The sequence below is a fragment of the Kitasatospora indigofera genome, from assembly GCF_014655955.1.
In the GTDB taxonomy this organism is placed as follows: Bacteria; Actinomycetota; Actinomycetes; order Streptomycetales; family Streptomycetaceae; genus Kitasatospora; species Kitasatospora indigofera.
Genome location: NZ_BNBO01000030.1, coordinates 43,355 through 59,833, shown reverse-complemented (window position 1 = coordinate 59,833; position 16,479 = coordinate 43,355). Strand labels below are relative to the sequence as shown.

Sequence of the window (16,479 nt, the reverse complement as noted above, 5' to 3'; positions counted from 1 at the left end):
ATATCAGGACCGAGCACCGCCGGACGACGGATGGGGATCCCGAAATGACCAGCGAAGCCAGCTCTCCCTCCTCGCCCGCCGCCGGACCGGACGGGCCCGTCGCCTACGCCGACGCCCGTAGCCGGCTGCTCGCCGACCCCGCCGTCGCGGGCAGCCGGCGCCGGGCCGCCCTCGCCGGGCTCACCGACCGCTGGCTGGCCGGCCTGTTCGCCGCGGCCGGCGCCCCGTCGGGCGTCGCACTGGTCGCCGTCGGCGGCTACGGGCGCGGCGAACTCTCGCCGCGCAGCGACCTCGACCTCCTGCTGCTGCACGACGGCCCGGTGGACAGCGCCCTGCCCGAGCGCATCTGGTACCCGGTCTGGGACTCCGGCGCCTCCCTGGACCACTCCGTCCGCACCCTCGCCGAGGCCCGTACCGTCGCCGCCGAGGACCTCAAGGCCCAGCTCGGCCTGCTGGACGCCCGGCACATCGCCGGCGACGCCGCCCTGACCGCCTCGCTGCGCTCCGCCGTCCTCTCCGACTGGCGCGCCACCGCCTCCACCCGCCTTCCGGAGCTGCAGGAACTCGGCGCCGAGCGGGCCGAACGGCACGGCGAACTCTCCTTCCTGCTGGAGCCCGACCTCAAGGAGGCCAGGGGCGGCCTGCGCGACGTCGTCGCGCTCAATGCGATCGCCGCCTCCTGGCTCGCCGACGCCCCCCGCGACGGCCTGGAGGCCGCGTCCCGCCGTCTCAGCGACGTCCGGGACGCGCTGCACCTGACCACCGGCCGGGCCACCGAACGGCTCAGCCTCCAGGACCAGGACCAGGTCGCCGCGACCCTCGGGGTGCTCGACGCGGACACCCTGCTGCGCCAGGTCTACGAAGCCGCCCGCACCATCACCTACGCCGGCGACGTCACCTGGCGGGCCGTCGACCGGGTGCTCGCGGCCCGCTCCTCGCGGGGCCGGCGCTCCTCCCGCCTGTCCTTCCCGTTCACCGGGACCGGCCGCGGGTCCGGCGCGGTGGCCCGCGGCGCGGTGGACCGCAGACCGCTCGCCGAGGGCGTGGTCGAGCAGGACGGCGAGGCCGTCCTCGCCCAGGGCGCCCGCCCCGCCACCGACCCGGTGCTGCCGCTGCGCGCCGCCGCCGCGGCGGCCCAGGCCGGCCTGACCATCTCCTACGCGACCGTGCGGCGGCTGGCCGCCGAGACCCGGCCGCTGCCGGTGCCCTGGCCGGACGAGGCCCGCGAGCAGCTCATCACCCTGCTGGGCGCCGGCGAGGCCTGCATCCCGGTCTGGGAGGCGCTGGAGGCCGAGGGCCTGATCACCCGGCTGCTGCCGGACTGGGAGCGGGTCCGCTGCCGCCCGCAGCGCAACGCCGTGCACCGCTGGACGGTCGACCGGCACCTGGTCGAGACGGCGGTGAAGGCCGCCGCGATGACCCGCCGGGTGGCCCGCCCCGACCTGCTGCTGGTCGCCGCACTGCTGCACGACCTCGGCAAGGGCTGGCCCGGGGACCACTCGGAGGCCGGCGAGGTGATCGTCCGCGACGTGGCCGTCCGGATGGGCTTCGACACGGCCGACACCGAGACCCTCGCGGTGCTGGTGCGCCACCACCTCACGCTGGTCGACACCGCGACCCGGCGTGACCCGGACGACCCGGCCACCGTCGACCTGATCACCAAGGTGGTCGGCACCCTGCCGCACCTGGAGCTGCTGCACGCGCTGACCGAGGCGGACGCCACCGCGACCGGCCCGGCCGCCTGGAGCAGCTGGCGGGCCTCGCTGGTCGACGGCCTGGTCGGCCGGGCGGCCGCCCAGCTCGCCGGCGGCTATCCCTTCCCCGCCGACGTCGAGCCGACCGCCGAGGAGGAGCGCCTCGCCGTGGAGGCGGCCCGCACCGGCGGCCCCGCGCTGTCCCTGCACGCCCAGAGCAACCAGGACTCCTTCGCCACCGAGCCGATGGGCGTGGAGCTCACCCTGGCCATCCCGGACCGCCCCGGCCTGCTGGGCACGGTGGCCGGCGTCCTGGCCCTGCACCGGCTCACCGTCCGGGCGGCGAGCCTGCGCGAACTCGACCCGATCGGGGTCGGGGCCGTCCTGCTGATCTCCTGGACGGTCACCGCCGAGTACGGCGAGCTGCCCGAGGCCGCCCGGCTCCGGGCCGACCTGCGGCGTGCCCTGGAGGGCTCGCTGGACGTCGCCCGCAAGCTCGCCGAACGCGATGCCGCCGCCCCCCGCCGGCGCGGCATCAGCACCCCGCCGCCGGTGGTCTCGGTCGCCCCCGGCGCCGCCTCGGCCACCGCCACCGTCCTGGAGGTCCGCGCGCACGACGCCCCCGGCCTGCTGCACCGGATCGGCCGCGCGCTGGACGAGGCCGGGGTGCGGGTCCGCACGGCGCACATCTCCACCCTCGGCGCCGACGCGGTGGACGCTTTCTACGTCACCGACCCGGCCGGCCGGCCGCTGTCGGCGCAGCGTGCGACGGAGGTGGCGGCGGCGGTCCAGTCGGCACTGGGGTGACCGGGGGCCGGGGCGCCCCGGGACGTCCGGCCCGGACGCCCGGACGCCCGGACGCCCGGCCCTGGCCCGACTCGGCCCCGGCCTGACTTGGCCCGGCCCGGTTCGGCTGCCGACCGCCGGTCCGGGTTACCCGGGTGCGGAGCGGAAGGCCCGCAGGCCCTCGACGCGCGCGGCGGCGAACTCGATCTCGACGTTCGAGCCAGGACCCCGCATCGAGAGCAGGGCGTGCCCGGAGCGGGTGCGGGAGAGGGTGTACTCGGCAGGCCCCCGGTAGTCCCACCCGTCGATCTGCAGCCGGGTCAGGCCGGAGAGCACGAGGAAGAACTCCACCGCGTTCAGGCCCCTGTCCACCCGGTCCCGGGGCGGAGCCGGCGGCAGTCCCGCGTGTTCGAACCCGAGGGTGACCGAATCCCCGCGTTCGTCGACCAGCAGATGGAAGAGGTCGAGGTCCTCGAAGGCCGGCAGCCCGCTCAGGAGCCCGGCGTGGAGCCCGTCGAGGAGCCCGGCGAGGTCGTCCGGAGCCGCCGGCACCTGCGCCCGGTCAGACCCGCGCATAGTAGTTCTCCTCCCAGGTCGCGGGCGGTGCGGAGTACCGCAGCGCGTCGACCCGGCCGGTGTAGTGGTGGACCGGGGAGGACCCGTCGGGCGTGGCCGCCCGGGTGCTCAGCCGCCCGACGGAGACGGCGCGGTTGCCGGTGAAGGCGATGTCCGTCCGCCCGCCGTCGATCCGGACCGCGATCCGGCTCTCCCGGAGTTCCGTGATCGCGACCGCCGCGTCGGCCGGCAGCCGGCCACCGGTGACCCGGACGTCCGCGACGTCCAGGAACTGGAGGTGGAACTCGACGGTGTCGCACCCCGGTTCGGTCCGGTCCTCCCGCAGCAGGCCGGCCTGCTGCGGGAGGCTCGCCCGCAGCGTCAGGGCCGGCCCCCGCCGGTTGAGGTGCAGCGAATGGATCCGCAGCACGTCGCCCCGCGGCGGCGTGCGGTAGAGCTCCAGCAGCTTCTCCGGGTTGCGGAGGGTGTCGGCCCAGTGCGTGGTCATGGTGAGGGCGCTCCTTCACCGCGAGGCGGCCTTCTCGTGGCGCGGGTCCGCATCGGGGGGACGGGGGGACGGGGGCGGCCTCTGTCCGCCACCGGCCCGGTCCGCCACCGGCCTGGTCCGGCCCCGGCCCGGCGGTGCCGGGCCGCGGCCAGCGCCGGGCGGCGGTCACCGCCCGTGGTCGGGGATCTCGGAGTCCTTCGGCGGTCGGACCTGGCCCAGCAGCCGTTCCTCGGACGCGCCGATCGCCCGGAAGTTCTCGCGCGCCTCCGTGAGGGTGACGCGATTGGGGCCGCCGCGGTACTCGTCCGCGTCCTCGTCGCCCTGTCCGGTGTCCTCCCATCCGCACACCTGGCAGATCTCGTACATCGCGCGAGCGCGGAGCGTCAGGTATCCGCAGCTCGGGCAGCTGTAGCCCTGCCGGCCGGACGGGTCGGTGCTGGAGGTCGGGGATGTCATCTGGCGCCTGTTCGGTCGAGTCGGTCGGTCTTCACTGCACGGCTTCGGGGGCCCGGACGGCCCAGGGCCCGTCCTAGTCCTCGACGCCCTTCTGGTCGTTCCAGTATTTCCTGGCCCAGGCGTCGGAGGACTTCCCGGAGCGGTCGATCGAGCTGTCGAAGTAGGTGATGATCTTGTTGGTCTTGAGGTCCTTCACGGCGAACTCGTTGGTCGTCGGGTCCCATCGGTAGACCTTCCCCTCCAGCAGGCTGACCTTCTCGCGCACGCCGGCGCCCTTCGGATCCTGCATCAGGTCCTTGGCGCCCTGGGCGTAGTCCTCCTTCGTGTAGTACCCCAGGTCCCGGCCGTGCCGCCCGTAGTGCTCCTCCATGCTCGCCGGGCTCGACCACTCGCACGGCGTGAGACCGAGCGGGTCGAACCAGGTCAGCGGGTTGGGGACGTACCCGTTGGGGTTCGGCGCCGGGGACAGGCCCAGGGGGTCGAGGGTGGCGTAACGGGCCGTCGACGGGTCGTAGTAGCGGTTGAGGTTGTAGTGCAGCCGGGTTTCGGGGTCGTAGTACTGGCCGGGGAACCGCAGCGGTGTACTGGTGCTGCCGGCGCTCAACCAGGTCGTCGCGCCCCAGATGCTGGTCCGGGCCTGCCAGGCGGTCGAACCGTCGGGGTTGAGGAGGTGGGTGGGGGTGCCGATCAGGTCGGTGACGATGGCGAAGAACCGGCGGTCGGTGTCCGCCTGCCGGGCCTCGTCCGCGGCGGCCATCAGTTCGGTCTGGGCGACGGGACGCGACCCGTCGTGGTCCCAGGTGAGGGTGTAGGCACCGGGCAGGGCAGGGCCGTGGGCGGTCTGCTCCACGAGCGTGGTGCCGTCCCAGGTGAACTCCGTCCGCTCCGTCGCCGTCGCGCCGTCCCCGCCGAGGCGCTCCTTCGAGACGCGGCGGCCGAAGGGGTCGTACCGGTAGCGCCAGCGACTGCCGTCGGGAGTCGTGACGCCGGTCAGCCGGTCCTCGGCGTCCCAGCTGTAGTGCCACACGTTGCTCCGGCCGGAGAGCGTGGTCTGCCGGCGCACCGTGACCCGCCCCTGGGCGTCGTGGTCGTACGCGAGCCTGCCGGCCGAGCGGATCAGGGTGCCCCGGTAGCTGCGGGCGCCGAGGGCACTGTCGTCCCGGCCCGCGGGCCAGGCCGCGTCGGTGAGGTTCCCGGACCGGTCGTAGGCGTACCGCTCGGTCCAGTCGGCGGCGTGCACGGCGGTCACCCGGCCGGCCGCGTCGAGGTCGAAGGAACGGGCGCCGGACTGCTGGTCGGCGATGCCGACCAGGGCGCCGTCGGCGCGGTAGGTGTATGCGCGGCTCTGCAGCGGGCGGACGGCCGAGCCGGTCAGCGTCTGGCTGCTGAGACGGTGCACCTCGTCCCAGGTGGAGGTGAGGGCGACGTCGGCGGCGAACCGGCGGGCGGTCTCCCGGCCGAGCACGTCGCGCTCGAAGGCCAAGGTGTGTTCCGAGGTGGTGAGCGCGGTCGGATTGCCGTCCGCGTCGTACGTCCAGCGGCTCTCGGCGCCGGACGGGGTCAGCCGCCGGACGCGCCGGCCCGCCGCGTCGTACCCGGTGCTGAGGGTGCGCCCGTCGACCGTCTCCTCGGTCACCCGGCCGAGGAGGTCGTACCGGCGCCGGAGGCGCACGTCCGGACCGGTCGCGGAGACCAGGCGGCCGACCTGGTCGTACGCGTACACGGTGGACTCGCCCGCGACGTCCTTGGAACTGAGGTTGCCGAGGGCGTCGTAGCCGTAGCCGATGGTCTGCCCCAGCCCGTTGGTGCGGGCGGCCAGCCGCCCGGCCGCGTCGTGCGCGTAGCTGAGGTCGCGTCCGTTGAAGTCGGTCTCGCCGGTCACCCGGCCGGCCGGGTCGTACCGGTAGCTCCACTCCAGCCCGTCCGGGTTGGTCACCCGGACGAGCCGCAGCTCGGTGTCGTGGGTGAAGGCGTGACGGGTGCCGTCCGGCCCGGTCCGCGCGGCGAGCAGGTCGAAGTGCGTGTACTCCATCACCGTCACACCGCCGACCTGGTCGGTGTGGGTGAGGTTGTTGCCCTCCCCGTCGTAGGTCCAGCGCTCGACGGCGCCGTCCGGCGTCGTGCGGGAGGTGAGCAGGCCCTCCACCGACCAGGTGTACCGGGTGGTGCCGCCGAGCGCGTCGGTGACCGCGACGGGGCGGCCGAAGGCGTCGCGCCGGTACGTGGTGCGCCCGCCGAGCGGGTTCACCGTCCCGACCACCCGTCCGGCCGGGTCGCAGAGCACCTGGGTGGCGTTGCCGAGGGCGTCGACGACCCGTGACACGTGCCCCGCGTCGTCGTGGTCGAAGCGGGTCACGGCACCGGACGGATCGGTGCGCGCCGTGCGGTTGCCGGCCTGGTCGTACGTCTGCCGCCAGGTCGACCCGTCGGGCTCGGCCACCACCAGCGGCCGGTTGAGGTCGCTGTACCTGGCCAGGCTCTGGGCGCCGTCGGGCCTGGTGACGGCGGTGACGTTGCCCGCCTCGTCGTAGGCGAAGGCGAAGCATCCGCCCAGCGGGTCGGTGACCGACAACCGCCGGCCGTGGCGGTCGTAGGTGTACTGCGTGGTGGCGCCCAGCGGGTCGGTCTCGGCGGCGATCCGGCCCTCGCCGTCGACGAGGTAGCGCGTGGTGTGGCCGAGCGAGTCGGTGGCGGCCGTGATCCGGTGCCCGCTGCCGGGATCGCGCTGGTCGTAGTCGTAGTGGTACCGCAGGTGCCCCGCGACGCCGCCCTGGTCGGTGCAGCGGTCGAGGTGGTCGTACGCGTAGGCGTAGCGGGAGCCGTTGCGGTCGGTCCAGGCGGTCATCCGGCCCGCGGCGTCGTAGTCGAAGCGCTGCGGCAGGCCGGAGGAGTTGGTGACGTGGGTCAGGTGGCCGTCGGTGTAGCCGTACCGGACGATCTCGGCGTCGCCGCCGCCGGGCCCGGCCCCGGCCAGGTGCAGGGCGGTGATCCGGCCGCCCTCCACGGTGAGCTTCACGTGGTAGCCGCCGTGGTGACGGATCGACACCGGGGCCCCGGCGTCGTCGTGGTCGAGGGCGATCCACCGGCCGGCCCGGTCGCGGATCTCGCTGAGCAGTGCCGTGCCGGGGTCGTCGGGCTCCGGGAGGTAGGTACGGGTCAGCCCGGACAGCGGGTCGGTGGCGCTGTACCCGCCCCGGGCGTCCAGGACGAGCGGCCAGCGCGAGCTGCCGGAGACCGGCAGGGTGGCGACGCCGGGCACAGGGTGCGGGTAGACCAGCATGCCGCCGTCCGCGCGGAGCAGCAGCACGCCCTCGGCGTCGACGACCAGCCGCTCGTCCACCGTGCAGGCCCAGGTCGGGCCCATCCACAGGCCCGACCGGTAGGCGGAGGTGTGCGAGCGCTCGAAGAAGAGGGGGAGTGAGCCGGGCAGTCCCAGGTCGGTCTGCCGCAGGAACATGTGCCCGGTCGCCACGTCGACCGGGTCGCCGCAGCCCTCGACCTCGTTCGGCTTCCTGGCCTCCTTCGACGGGTTCTCCGCCGCGTCCCTGGCAGCCTGGGCGGCGTCCTTGCGGGCGGCGTTCTCACCGGCGTTCTTCGCGGCGTTCTCGCCGGCCTCCCTGGCCGCGTTCTCACCGGCGTTCTTGGTCGCGTTGAGCGCGACGTCCTCCGCGACCGCGCCCGCCTCCCCGGCGCCGCCGGTGGCCACGCCGAAGGCGACGTTGGTGGTCAGCTTCCCGAAGGCCTCGAAGGGGTCGGAGCTCCAGCCGGAGCCCACCACGGCCGAGAGCAGCTCCATCGGATGGTTGGAGGCGTGCAGCAGCCCGGCGGCGGTGGTGGAGACGTGATCGGCGTACTGGGCCGGGTGGGTCAGGTTGTACGGGTCCATCGGGTTCAGCCCGCGGCCGAACTTGAGGATGTCCGCTCCGCCCTTCACCAGGCCGCCGGCCAGGTGGAGCTGTCCGACCATGGCGCCCTGGAAGGTGTCGGACAGGTCGCTGCCCATCCTGGACGTGAAGCTCGGCTCGGCCGGAGCGGTGGCCGTGGCGGCGTCGACGGCCGCCCTGGCGGTGTCCGCGGCGGCGTCCCGCTGCTGCCGGGCCGCGCGCAGCTGCTCCTGGGCCTGCTTGAGGCCCGCCGTGCCCGGGTCCCGGAACTCGCCCGGATCCGTGGGCCGCGGGCCCGGGTCCCTGCCGTCCTGGGAGGCCTTGTTCCAGTCCTTGGCGGCCTGGTTGTAGCGGTCGACGTCGGCGTTGTAGGAGTCGCGGGCCTGTTCGGAGGCCTTCTTCGCGGCCTTGTAGGCGTCGATGGCCTGCTTGGCCTGCTCCTGCGCCCAGGTGACGGTGCCGGCGAAGGTATCCATGGCCTCCGCGGCCGTCCGGCACGCGTCCGCAGCGGTCAGCCAGAGCTTCGGCTGCGGGGCGAACTTCGCCCGGAAGGCGTCGCCGGCCGCGCCCTTCCAGTGCTCGGCGTCGAGCCGGGACAGGCCCTGGCCGGTCTCCTCGAACGCGGCGTGGAACATGCGCAGGTGCCCGACCGACTCGCCGATGCCCTTGACGTCCCCGTGCACCAGGTCCTTGGGGTCGTCGGACTCGCCCAGCTGGTACTCCCCGACCTGGGCACCCAGCGAGTCGGCCACCGAATCGCCGAAGGAGTCGACCGCGTGGGCGGCGCCGTGCAGCCCGACCGCGTCCAGCCCGTCGCCCAGCAGGTGCGCCCCGCCGTCGACGGCCGAGCCGACGGTGCTCCTCACCGAGTCGATGCCGTCCTCGAAGGCGTCCCCGACGCCGTCGACGAAATCCCCGAACCCCATCTCAGCCCCCGCTGTCCGGCCGCTGCTGCGGCACCACCTTCGTGCCGAACAGGTCGGTCTGCGCCTGCTCGTACTCGTCCCCCAGGCCCGCCAGGCCGGCGGCCTTGCGCCGGATGCCCATCGGGCCGTCCATCATGTCCCGGCCCTCGGCCTGCCAGGTCTCCTTCATGTGCTCGCCGGCCTTCGCGGCGGACTCCGCCGAGTAGTCGGCGTCGCGGACCTGGGTGTACGGGTTGTCGGAGAGGGTCTGGCCCCAGGACTGCGCCTCGACCTGCTCCTGGGTGAGGTCCGGGTTGCCCATCGCGGCGTTGACCACGTCCTTGAACGTGCCCGACACGTACTGCTCCTGGTCGTGGTACAGCCCGGCCGACAGGCCCAGGCGCAGCGCGATCTCGTTGCCGTCCTGGACGACGGTGCGCACGCCCCAGGCCCAGCGCTCGGCGAACGCGGCGAAGGAGTCGTGCAGGCCGGCGTGGCCGATCTGCATGCCGGAGAGCTCGATGTTGGAGAAGCCGCGGCCCACCTCGGCGCTCTCGTCGATGCCGAGCGTCTTCAGCTCGGCGATCGCGCCGTTGATGCCGTCGGCGGCCAGCTTGAGGGCCTGCGGGTCCACCGCGTAGCTGTCAGCCACGGCCGTCCTCCTCGGCGAGGTCCAGCGCGGCCGCGTCCGGCACGATCCCCGCCATCGGCGGCAGGAACGCGGGGGCCGGGCCCGCCACGTCCAGCACCACGCCGGTGGGCACCGGGGCGGCCGGGACGGCGACGTCCAGCAGGCGGGCGCCGTAGACGGTGGCGAACGACCACTCCACGCCGGCCCGGCCGTCCCGCTGCCGGGCGAAGCGGGACAGCGCCGCCCCGTCGGTGAAGGCGTGGATCCAGCGGATGCCGCCGCTATCGGCCGCCCACCAGCCGCCGTCCGCGGTGACCGGGACGAGCACGGCGCTCCGGCGGAACTCCCCGATCAGTGCCGCGGGGTCGTAGTCGGCCGTGCCCAGCTCGGAGGCCCGGGCCGCCAGTGCCCCGTTGCGCGGCGCGGCGGCACCTGGTGCTCCGTGCTGCGGTGCTCCGTGCTGTGGTGTCCCGTGCTGTGGTGTCCCGTGGTGCGGTGCCCCGCCCCCCGGTACCGCGTGGGCCGGTGGCCCGTCGCCCGGAGTCCGGCTCCCGGAAGGCCGGTCCTTCGACGGACCGCCGCTCGAATCCCCGCCGCCCGATGCCCCGGCGCTCATGAATGCTCCCCCTGTGACGCAGGCATGACGGCACCGACCGTAGCCAAGCGCGGGCGGTCGCGGAACCTCGCTCGGGTAAAGAAACCGCCCGCCCGGGCAGCTCGTCGGAGCGCTCCGCCACCGGGGTGGAGACCGTACCCGGGGCGGCCGGATACCCTGGGGGCGACGACCGTACCCGTACCGATGCCGCAAGGGACCCGCGACCGACGTGTTCGACACTCTTTCCGATCGCCTCGCAGCGACGTTCAAGAACCTCCGGGGCAAGGGCCGCCTCAGTGAGGCGGACATCGACGCCACCGCCCGCGAGATCCGGATCGCGCTGCTCGAAGCGGATGTCGCGCTCCCCGTGGTGCGGGCCTTCATCAAGCAGGTCAAGGACCGCGCGCTCGGCGCCGAGGTCTCGGGCGCGCTGAACCCGGCCCAGCAGATCATCAAGATCGTCAACGAGGAGCTCATCAACATCCTCGGTGGCGAGACCCGGAGGGTCCGGTACGCCAAGACCGGTCCGACGGTGATCATGCTCGCCGGTCTGCAGGGTGCCGGTAAGACCACCCTCGCCGGCAAGCTCGGCCACTGGCTGAAGTCGCAGAAGCACACCCCGCTGCTGGTCGCCTGCGACCTCCAGCGTCCCAACGCCGTGAACCAGCTGACCGTCGTCGCCGAGCGGGCCGGGGTGGCGATCTACGCCCCCGAGCCGGGCAACGGCGTCGGCGACCCGGTCAAGGTCGCCCGCGACTCGATCGAGTACGCCAAGCAGAAGCAGTACGACGTCGTCATCGTCGACACCGCCGGCCGCCTCGGCATCGACGCCGAGCTGATGCAGCAGGCCGCCGACATCCGGGCTGCGGTCAACCCGGACGAGGTCCTCTTCGTCGTCGACGCGATGATCGGCCAGGACGCGGTCACCACCGCCCAGGCCTTCCTCGACGGCGTCGACTTCACCGGTGTGGTGCTCTCCAAGCTCGACGGCGACGCCCGCGGTGGCGCCGCGCTCTCGGTGGCCCACGTCACCGGCCGCCAGATCATGTTCGCCTCGAACGGCGAGAAGGTCGACGACTTCGACGCCTTCCACCCGGACCGGATGGCCTCGCGCATCCTGGGCATGGGCGACATGCTCAGCCTGATCGAGAAGGCCGAGCAGACCTTCTCCCAGGCCGAGGCCGAGAAGATCGCCTCCAAGCTGCAGGGCGGCGGCAAGGACTTCACGCTCGACGACTTCCTGTCGCAGCTGGAGCAGGTCCAGAAGATGGGCTCGATCTCCAAGCTGCTCGGCATGCTGCCGGGCATGGGCCAGATCCGCGAGCAGATCAACAACATCGACGACAAGGACGTCAACCGCGTCGGCGCGATCATCAAGTCGATGACCCCGGCCGAGCGGACCGACCCCAAGCTCATCAACGGCTCGCGCCGGCTGCGCATCGCCAAGGGTTCGGGCGTCGGCGTCGGCGAGGTCAACAACCTGGTCGAGCGCTTCTTCGAGGCCCGCAAGATGATGTCCGCGATGGCCTCCGGCAAGGGCATGCCCGGAATGCCGGGCATCCCGGGCATGGGCGGCGGGGCGAAGAAGTCCGGCAAGAAGGCGCAGCCCGCCAAGGGCCGCAAGAAGTCCGGCAACCCGCTGAAGCGGGCGCAGGAGGAGCAGGCCGCCGCCGAGCGCCGCGCGCTCGGCCCCGGTGCCGGCCAGCAGGCACCCGCCCAGGGCGGGGCCTTCGGGCTCGGCGCGGGCAAGGGCCCGGCCGACTTCGAGTTGCCCAAGGAGTTCAAGGACCTCCTCTGAGCGTCCCGGGGCACCGAGCCTCCGGCTGCGGCCCGCCACCCGTCACCCCGGGTGGCGGGCCGCACGCATGACCGAGGGCGTGCCGGATGATGGAGGGGTGCGAGTGACGATCCGGGCGCCGAGGCCCGTAGACGTGGAGCAGTACGCCGAGGCCGTCAGGCGGTCCGCCGAGCACATCGGCCGGTGGAACCCGGTGGAGCCGGACGGACTGCCCGAGCTGCTCGGCCGCCAGGGCTCCGGCCTGCGGACCTTCCTGATCGTGGATCAGGAGACCGGCGGGCTGGTCGGCAAGTGCAACGTCGCGAACATCGTGATGGGCCGCTTCTGCAACGGCGCCCTCGGCTACGACTCGTACGAGCCCTTCGCCGGCACCGGACGGATGACCGAGGGCATGCTGCTGGTGGTGGACCGGTGCTTCGCCGACCAGTCCACCGGCGGTCTGGGCCTGCACCGGCTGGAGATCAACGTGCAGCCGGAGAACGAGCGCTCCATCGCGATGGCCCGCCGGCTGGGCTTCCGGCACGAGGGTTTCACCCCCCGGATGCTCTACCTCGGCGGGTCCTGGCGGGACCACGAGCGGTTCGCCATGACGGCCGAGGAGTGGCCGGGGCTGACCGGGCGCTGAGCCGGCCCGGCGTCGGGCGGGCGCCGTGTTCCGAGGGCGCCCGCCGGGTGCGCCGGGCGCCGAGGGGCGGCCGTCCTTCGGCCGAGCCCAGGGCGAGGTCCTGGCCCGGTGGCGGTGCCCGCCCGGCCTCGGACGGCCCGGGCGCCTGCCGCTGCCCGTCCGGCCTTCCCGGGTCCCGAGGGGCGCTCGCCGTTTGGCGTGCGCCCCCAAGTGGGTGAACGGGCCGGGAAATCAGCGGATCCGCTCCGCGATCACGTACCGGAAGACGTTGGCCATCCGCACCGCGCCGCCCGGCAGCAGGTACGGGTGCAGCGCCTCCTCCAGCTCCTTGGCCACCAGCGAGCCTCCGGAGAACTCCACCGCCGCGTCGTAGAGACCGGTGGAGAGCAGCCCGCGAACGGCACTGTCCAGGTCCGCGTACGCGAACGGGCAGCTCACCCGGCCGCTGCCGGCCGGACGCAGGCCGGCCCCGAGGAGCAGGTCCTCCAGACCGCCGGGGGAGCTGAGGGCGAACGGGTCGCGTGCGGTCGTGCGCCCGGCCCGGCGGCGTGCCACGTCCAGCACGGCCGCACTCTCGCAGCGCTCCGGCGGCCCCCAGGCGGCCAGCACCACATGGCCGCCGACGAGCGTGAGACCGGCTGCCCCGGCGACCAGCCGGCCCGGCTCGGCGGCCCCGGGGAGCTGCTCGAAAACCGTGACCAGCGAGTAGGCCGTGCGGGGGACGTCGCCGGTCGCCGGACTCGTCCGGTCCGCCGCTCCGACCCGCAGCCGACGGTCCCGGGCGAGCTGTCGCAGCTCGGCGTGCGGCTCCTGCCCGGCCACCTGCGCGCCCCGGCCGGAGGCGAGCAGCAGCGCCAGCCCCGACCGGCATCCGAGGCCGAGCACACTGGTCGCCGGCCCGACCTCCAACCGGTCGTAGACCGCCTCGTAGAGCGGCACCAGCATGCGTTCCTGGATCTCCGCCCAGTCACGGGCCCGTCCGGGCCCCGGCCCGTGGGTCGCTGTCCGGTCCGCTGCCCGTGGGTGCTGTGCGGTCGTGCCGGTCGCCTGCGCTGAAGCCATCGCGGCCTCCCATCCGGTCCTTCGGTGTCCTGTCCGTGGCTCCCCCAAAGTCCCGCCCCGACTCAAGCCAACAGCGGCTCGGGCGCGCCGTCCAGAGGGGTACGGGGTGGTATCCGCGCGCCGAGGGCGTGCGCCCCTGCGTCATCACGGCGTGGACGGATTCGGAAGAGGGGCCGCACTCCCCGTACGATTCGCCCCATGGCAAAGGCACCCGTTCTCACCCCCCAGGCGGACGACTTCCCGCGCTGGTACCAGGACCTCATCAACAAGGCCGAGCTGGCCGACAACGGTCCGGTGCGCGGCACCATGGTCATCCGACCGTACGGCTACGGCCTGTGGGAGCGGATGCAGCAGGAGATGGACGCCCGCATCAAGAAGGCAGGCGCCCAGAACGCCTACTTCCCGATGTTCATCCCGCAGTCCTACCTGACCAAGGAAGCCGAGCACGTCGAGGGCTTCGCGCCCGAGCTCGCGGTGGTCACCCACGGCGGCGGCAAGGAACTGGAGGAGCCGGTCGTCGTCCGGCCCACCTCCGAGACCATCATCAACGAGTACTTCTCCAAGTGGGTGCAGAGCCACCGCGACCTGCCCCTGCTGATCAACCAGTGGGCCAACGTGGTCCGCTGGGAGCTGCGTCCGCGCGTCTTCCTGCGCACCACCGAGTTCCTCTGGCAGGAGGGCCACACGGCCCACGCGACCTACGAGGACGCCCGCGCGTACGCCTCTCGCATCCACACCGAGGTCTACGCCGACTTCATGGTCAACGTGCTCGGCATCGACGTGGTGCTCGGCCGCAAGACCGCGCGTGAGCGGTTCGCCGGGGCCATCAACACCCTCACCCTCGAGGGCATGATGGGCGACGGCAAGGCCCTGCAGATGGGCACCAGCCACGAGCTGGGCCAGAACTTCGCCAAGGCCTTCAACACCACGTTCCAGCTCCAGGGCGCCGAGCGCGAGCACGTCTGGCAGACCTCGTGGGGCGTCTCGACCCGTATGGTCGGCGGCCTGATCATGTCGCACGGCGACGACAACGGCCTGCGGGTCCCGCCGCGCCTGGCGGCCACCCAGGTCGTCGTCCTGGCGATCAAGGGCGACGACGCGGTGCTGGCCAAGGTCCGCGAGATCGGCGCCCAGCTCGAGGCCGCCGGCATCCGGGTCCTGGTCGACGACCGCACCGACACCCCGTTCGGCCGCCGTGCCGTGGACTGGGAGCTCAAGGGCGTACCGGTGCGGATCGAGGTCGGCCCGCGCGACCTGGAGGGCGGCACCGCGATGCTGGCCCGCCGGATCCCCGGCGGCAAGGAGCCGGTCTCCATCGACGCCCTGGCGTCGCTGCTGCCGGGCATCCTGGAGGAGGACCAGGCGCTGCTGCTGCGCCAGTCCCGCGAGCGCCGTGAGGCCCGTACGGTCGACGTCTCGACCATCGACGAGGCCGTCGAGGCCGCTGCCACCGGCTGGGGCCGGATCTCCTGGGCCGAGCTGGGCCCGGAGGGCGAGGCCAAGCTGGCCGAGCAGGGCGTCTCGGTGCGCTGCATCGTCGCCGCCGACGGGTCCGTGCCGCTGGCGGACGACCAGGAAGGCAATATCGCGATCGTCGCGCGTGCCTACTGATTCGATTTCGCCGTAGTTACCGGACGGTTCACTTCCGCCCGAGAGGGCCGGGAACGCCGCGGTGGGGGCAACTGTCTCGCCTGTTGACATGCCTACTGACCGGTCAACTGCCGGTATTAACGGAATAGCGGTACGGTGTACGGCCCGTGGCCCTGTCAACTCGACGAGGGCTGCGGGCCGCACGTCTTGGGGCGACAGCCCGCCCCCGGGCGAAAGTGCCGAGCCCGGCGAACTCCGACGGGCACATACTTGCAGGGGGTTGGTCTTGCGTCAGATCCAGAGCGCGCAATTCGCGCGCTGCCACGCATTCCTGAGAGTTTCCTGGGAATTCCCGGGGAACGGGAACATGCGGAACATCGGCTCGCACTCCATCGTTGGTCTAGCGTGAGCACGACACAGCCCCTCGTCCTCGCGGCCGAACTGGCCGCCGCCTGGAGTGACATCCAGGCCCACCACCAGGACCTTCCCGACCTGGCCTCTCCCGAGGCGCTGATCGGCGAGTCCTCCTCGGCCTGTGGCACCCGGCTCGGTTTCGAGCGGCTGCTCCACGAGGCTGCCCATGGTCTGGCCGCCGCCCGGGACATCCGGGACACCTCGCGGGCCGGCCGCTACCACAACCGGCGTTTCCTGCTGCTGGCCTCCGAGCTCGGCCTGGCGCACCCGGTGGAGCCGCATGCGAGCAGCGGCTTCTCCCAGGTGACCATGCTCAAGGAGACCCAGGATCGGTACGCCGACACCATCGAGCGGCTCGACCGCGCGCTCGGCGCACACCAGGAGGCGGTGACCGGCGACGGCGCCAACCGTGCCTTCCGTGGGCCGGCCGCACGGCACGGTTCCTCGGGGGGCGGCGTCAGGGTCAAGGCGATCTGCGGCTGCGGCCGTAACGTCCGGGTCGTGCCGTCGGTGCTCGCGCAGGCGTCGATCGTCTGCGGCGCCTGCCAGCAGCCGTTCAAGATTGCGTAGTCAGGGTCCTGGCCGGCCGGAGCCGCTTCCGGCCGGCCAGGGCTTCGTCCGTTCCGGGGGCACCACCGGAACGGCCTGGTAGCGGGCCGTCGGCCCGCCGCTCCGGTGGCCGTTCGCGCCCCGGTCGGCGGTGGAGCACGTCGATGCCCGCCGCCGGTCCGCTCGCGTCCGGCGAGCGGTCCGAGCCCGTCCCCCCGGTCGCTCCTCGCCCGGTCGTGGTCTTGATCGATCCGACCCCTGGCAGGCCGACCTGCGGCGGTATGGCACAATTGACAGCTGAGTACTCGGCAGCCGAGCAGGACCCCTCTCTCCTACGGCTGGCGTGTCCCTTGAACGGCCGACCCCCGCAACCCCACGCGGAGTACGCGGCCGCTCACCCACGTCAACTCCAGGAGAATCCACTCCC

Annotated in this window: 12 protein-coding genes; 5 read left to right on the top strand and 7 right to left on the bottom strand. The window is 73.4% G+C overall.

Annotated features, from left to right (window positions below; all coding sequences use genetic code 11):
* The first annotated feature begins 44 nt into the window (after nt 1-44).
* Nucleotides 45-2,501, top strand: a complete 2,457-nt coding sequence (locus tag IE329_RS23900; RefSeq protein WP_190213016.1) for a [protein-PII] uridylyltransferase — start codon at nt 45-47, stop codon at nt 2,499-2,501.
* A 126-nt stretch (nt 2,502-2,627) separates the two neighbouring features.
* Here the strand turns inward: IE329_RS23900 and IE329_RS23895 are convergent, their stop codons facing one another.
* The 6 genes from IE329_RS23895 to IE329_RS23870 form a co-directional block, all read right to left on the bottom strand.
* Nucleotides 2,628-3,056 carry an Imm50 family immunity protein gene (locus IE329_RS23895; RefSeq protein ID WP_190213015.1) on the bottom strand — a complete coding sequence of 143 codons (429 nt, stop codon included), beginning with the start codon at nt 3,054-3,056 and terminating at the stop codon, nt 2,628-2,630.
* On the bottom strand, nt 3,043-3,543 hold the full coding sequence (locus tag IE329_RS23890; RefSeq protein ID WP_190213014.1) for a hypothetical protein: 501 nt from the start codon (nt 3,541-3,543) through the stop codon (nt 3,043-3,045). Before IE329_RS23890 ends, IE329_RS23895 begins: the two co-directional genes overlap by 14 nt.
* Nucleotides 3,544-3,708: 165 nt before the next feature.
* Nucleotides 3,709-3,999: a CPCC family cysteine-rich protein gene (locus tag IE329_RS23885; RefSeq protein WP_190213013.1), complete on the bottom strand. Its 291-nt coding sequence runs from the start codon at nt 3,997-3,999 to the stop codon at nt 3,709-3,711.
* A gap of 73 nt (nt 4,000-4,072) precedes the next feature.
* Nucleotides 4,073-8,809, bottom strand: coding sequence for a putative T7SS-secreted protein (locus IE329_RS23880; RefSeq protein ID WP_190213012.1), 4,737 nt, complete (start codon nt 8,807-8,809; stop codon nt 4,073-4,075).
* Nucleotide 8,810: 1 nt separating this feature from the next.
* Nucleotides 8,811-9,440, bottom strand: coding sequence for a hypothetical protein (locus IE329_RS23875; protein WP_190213011.1), 630 nt, complete (start codon nt 9,438-9,440; stop codon nt 8,811-8,813).
* The gene (locus IE329_RS23870) at nt 9,433-9,747 is read right to left on the bottom strand and encodes an SseB family protein (protein WP_229927706.1); all 315 of its coding nucleotides are present in this window, start codon (nt 9,745-9,747) and stop codon (nt 9,433-9,435) included. Before IE329_RS23870 ends, IE329_RS23875 begins: the two co-directional genes overlap by 8 nt.
* 496 nt (nt 9,748-10,243) lie before the next feature.
* Between IE329_RS23870 and ffh the strand changes: the two genes are divergently transcribed.
* Nucleotides 10,244-11,812 (top strand): signal recognition particle protein, encoded by a 1,569-nt coding sequence (ffh, locus tag IE329_RS23865; protein ID WP_073925989.1) that lies wholly within the window; start codon nt 10,244-10,246, stop codon nt 11,810-11,812.
* 67 nt (nt 11,813-11,879) lie between these two features.
* Entirely contained in the window at nt 11,880-12,437 is a 558-nt protein-coding gene (locus tag IE329_RS23860) for a GNAT family N-acetyltransferase (protein ID WP_190213010.1), read from the top strand.
* Between the two features lie 231 nt (nt 12,438-12,668).
* Here IE329_RS23860 and IE329_RS23855 read toward each other — a convergent pair whose 3' ends face one another.
* The gene (locus tag IE329_RS23855; RefSeq protein ID WP_373311269.1) at nt 12,669-13,499 is read right to left on the bottom strand and encodes a class I SAM-dependent methyltransferase; all 831 of its coding nucleotides are present in this window, start codon (nt 13,497-13,499) and stop codon (nt 12,669-12,671) included.
* Nucleotides 13,500-13,697: 198 nt separating this feature from the next.
* Here IE329_RS23855 and proS point away from each other — a divergent pair, with 198 nt between their 5' ends.
* Both proS and IE329_RS23845 read left to right on the top strand, forming a co-directional pair.
* Complete coding sequence (gene proS / locus IE329_RS23850) at nt 13,698-15,110, top strand: proline--tRNA ligase (protein ID WP_190213008.1); 1,413 nt, start codon at nt 13,698-13,700, stop codon at nt 15,108-15,110.
* Between the two features lie 384 nt (nt 15,111-15,494).
* Nucleotides 15,495-16,073, top strand: coding sequence for a hypothetical protein (locus tag IE329_RS23845; protein WP_190213007.1), 579 nt, complete (start codon nt 15,495-15,497; stop codon nt 16,071-16,073).
* Nucleotides 16,074-16,479 lie beyond the last annotated feature (406 nt).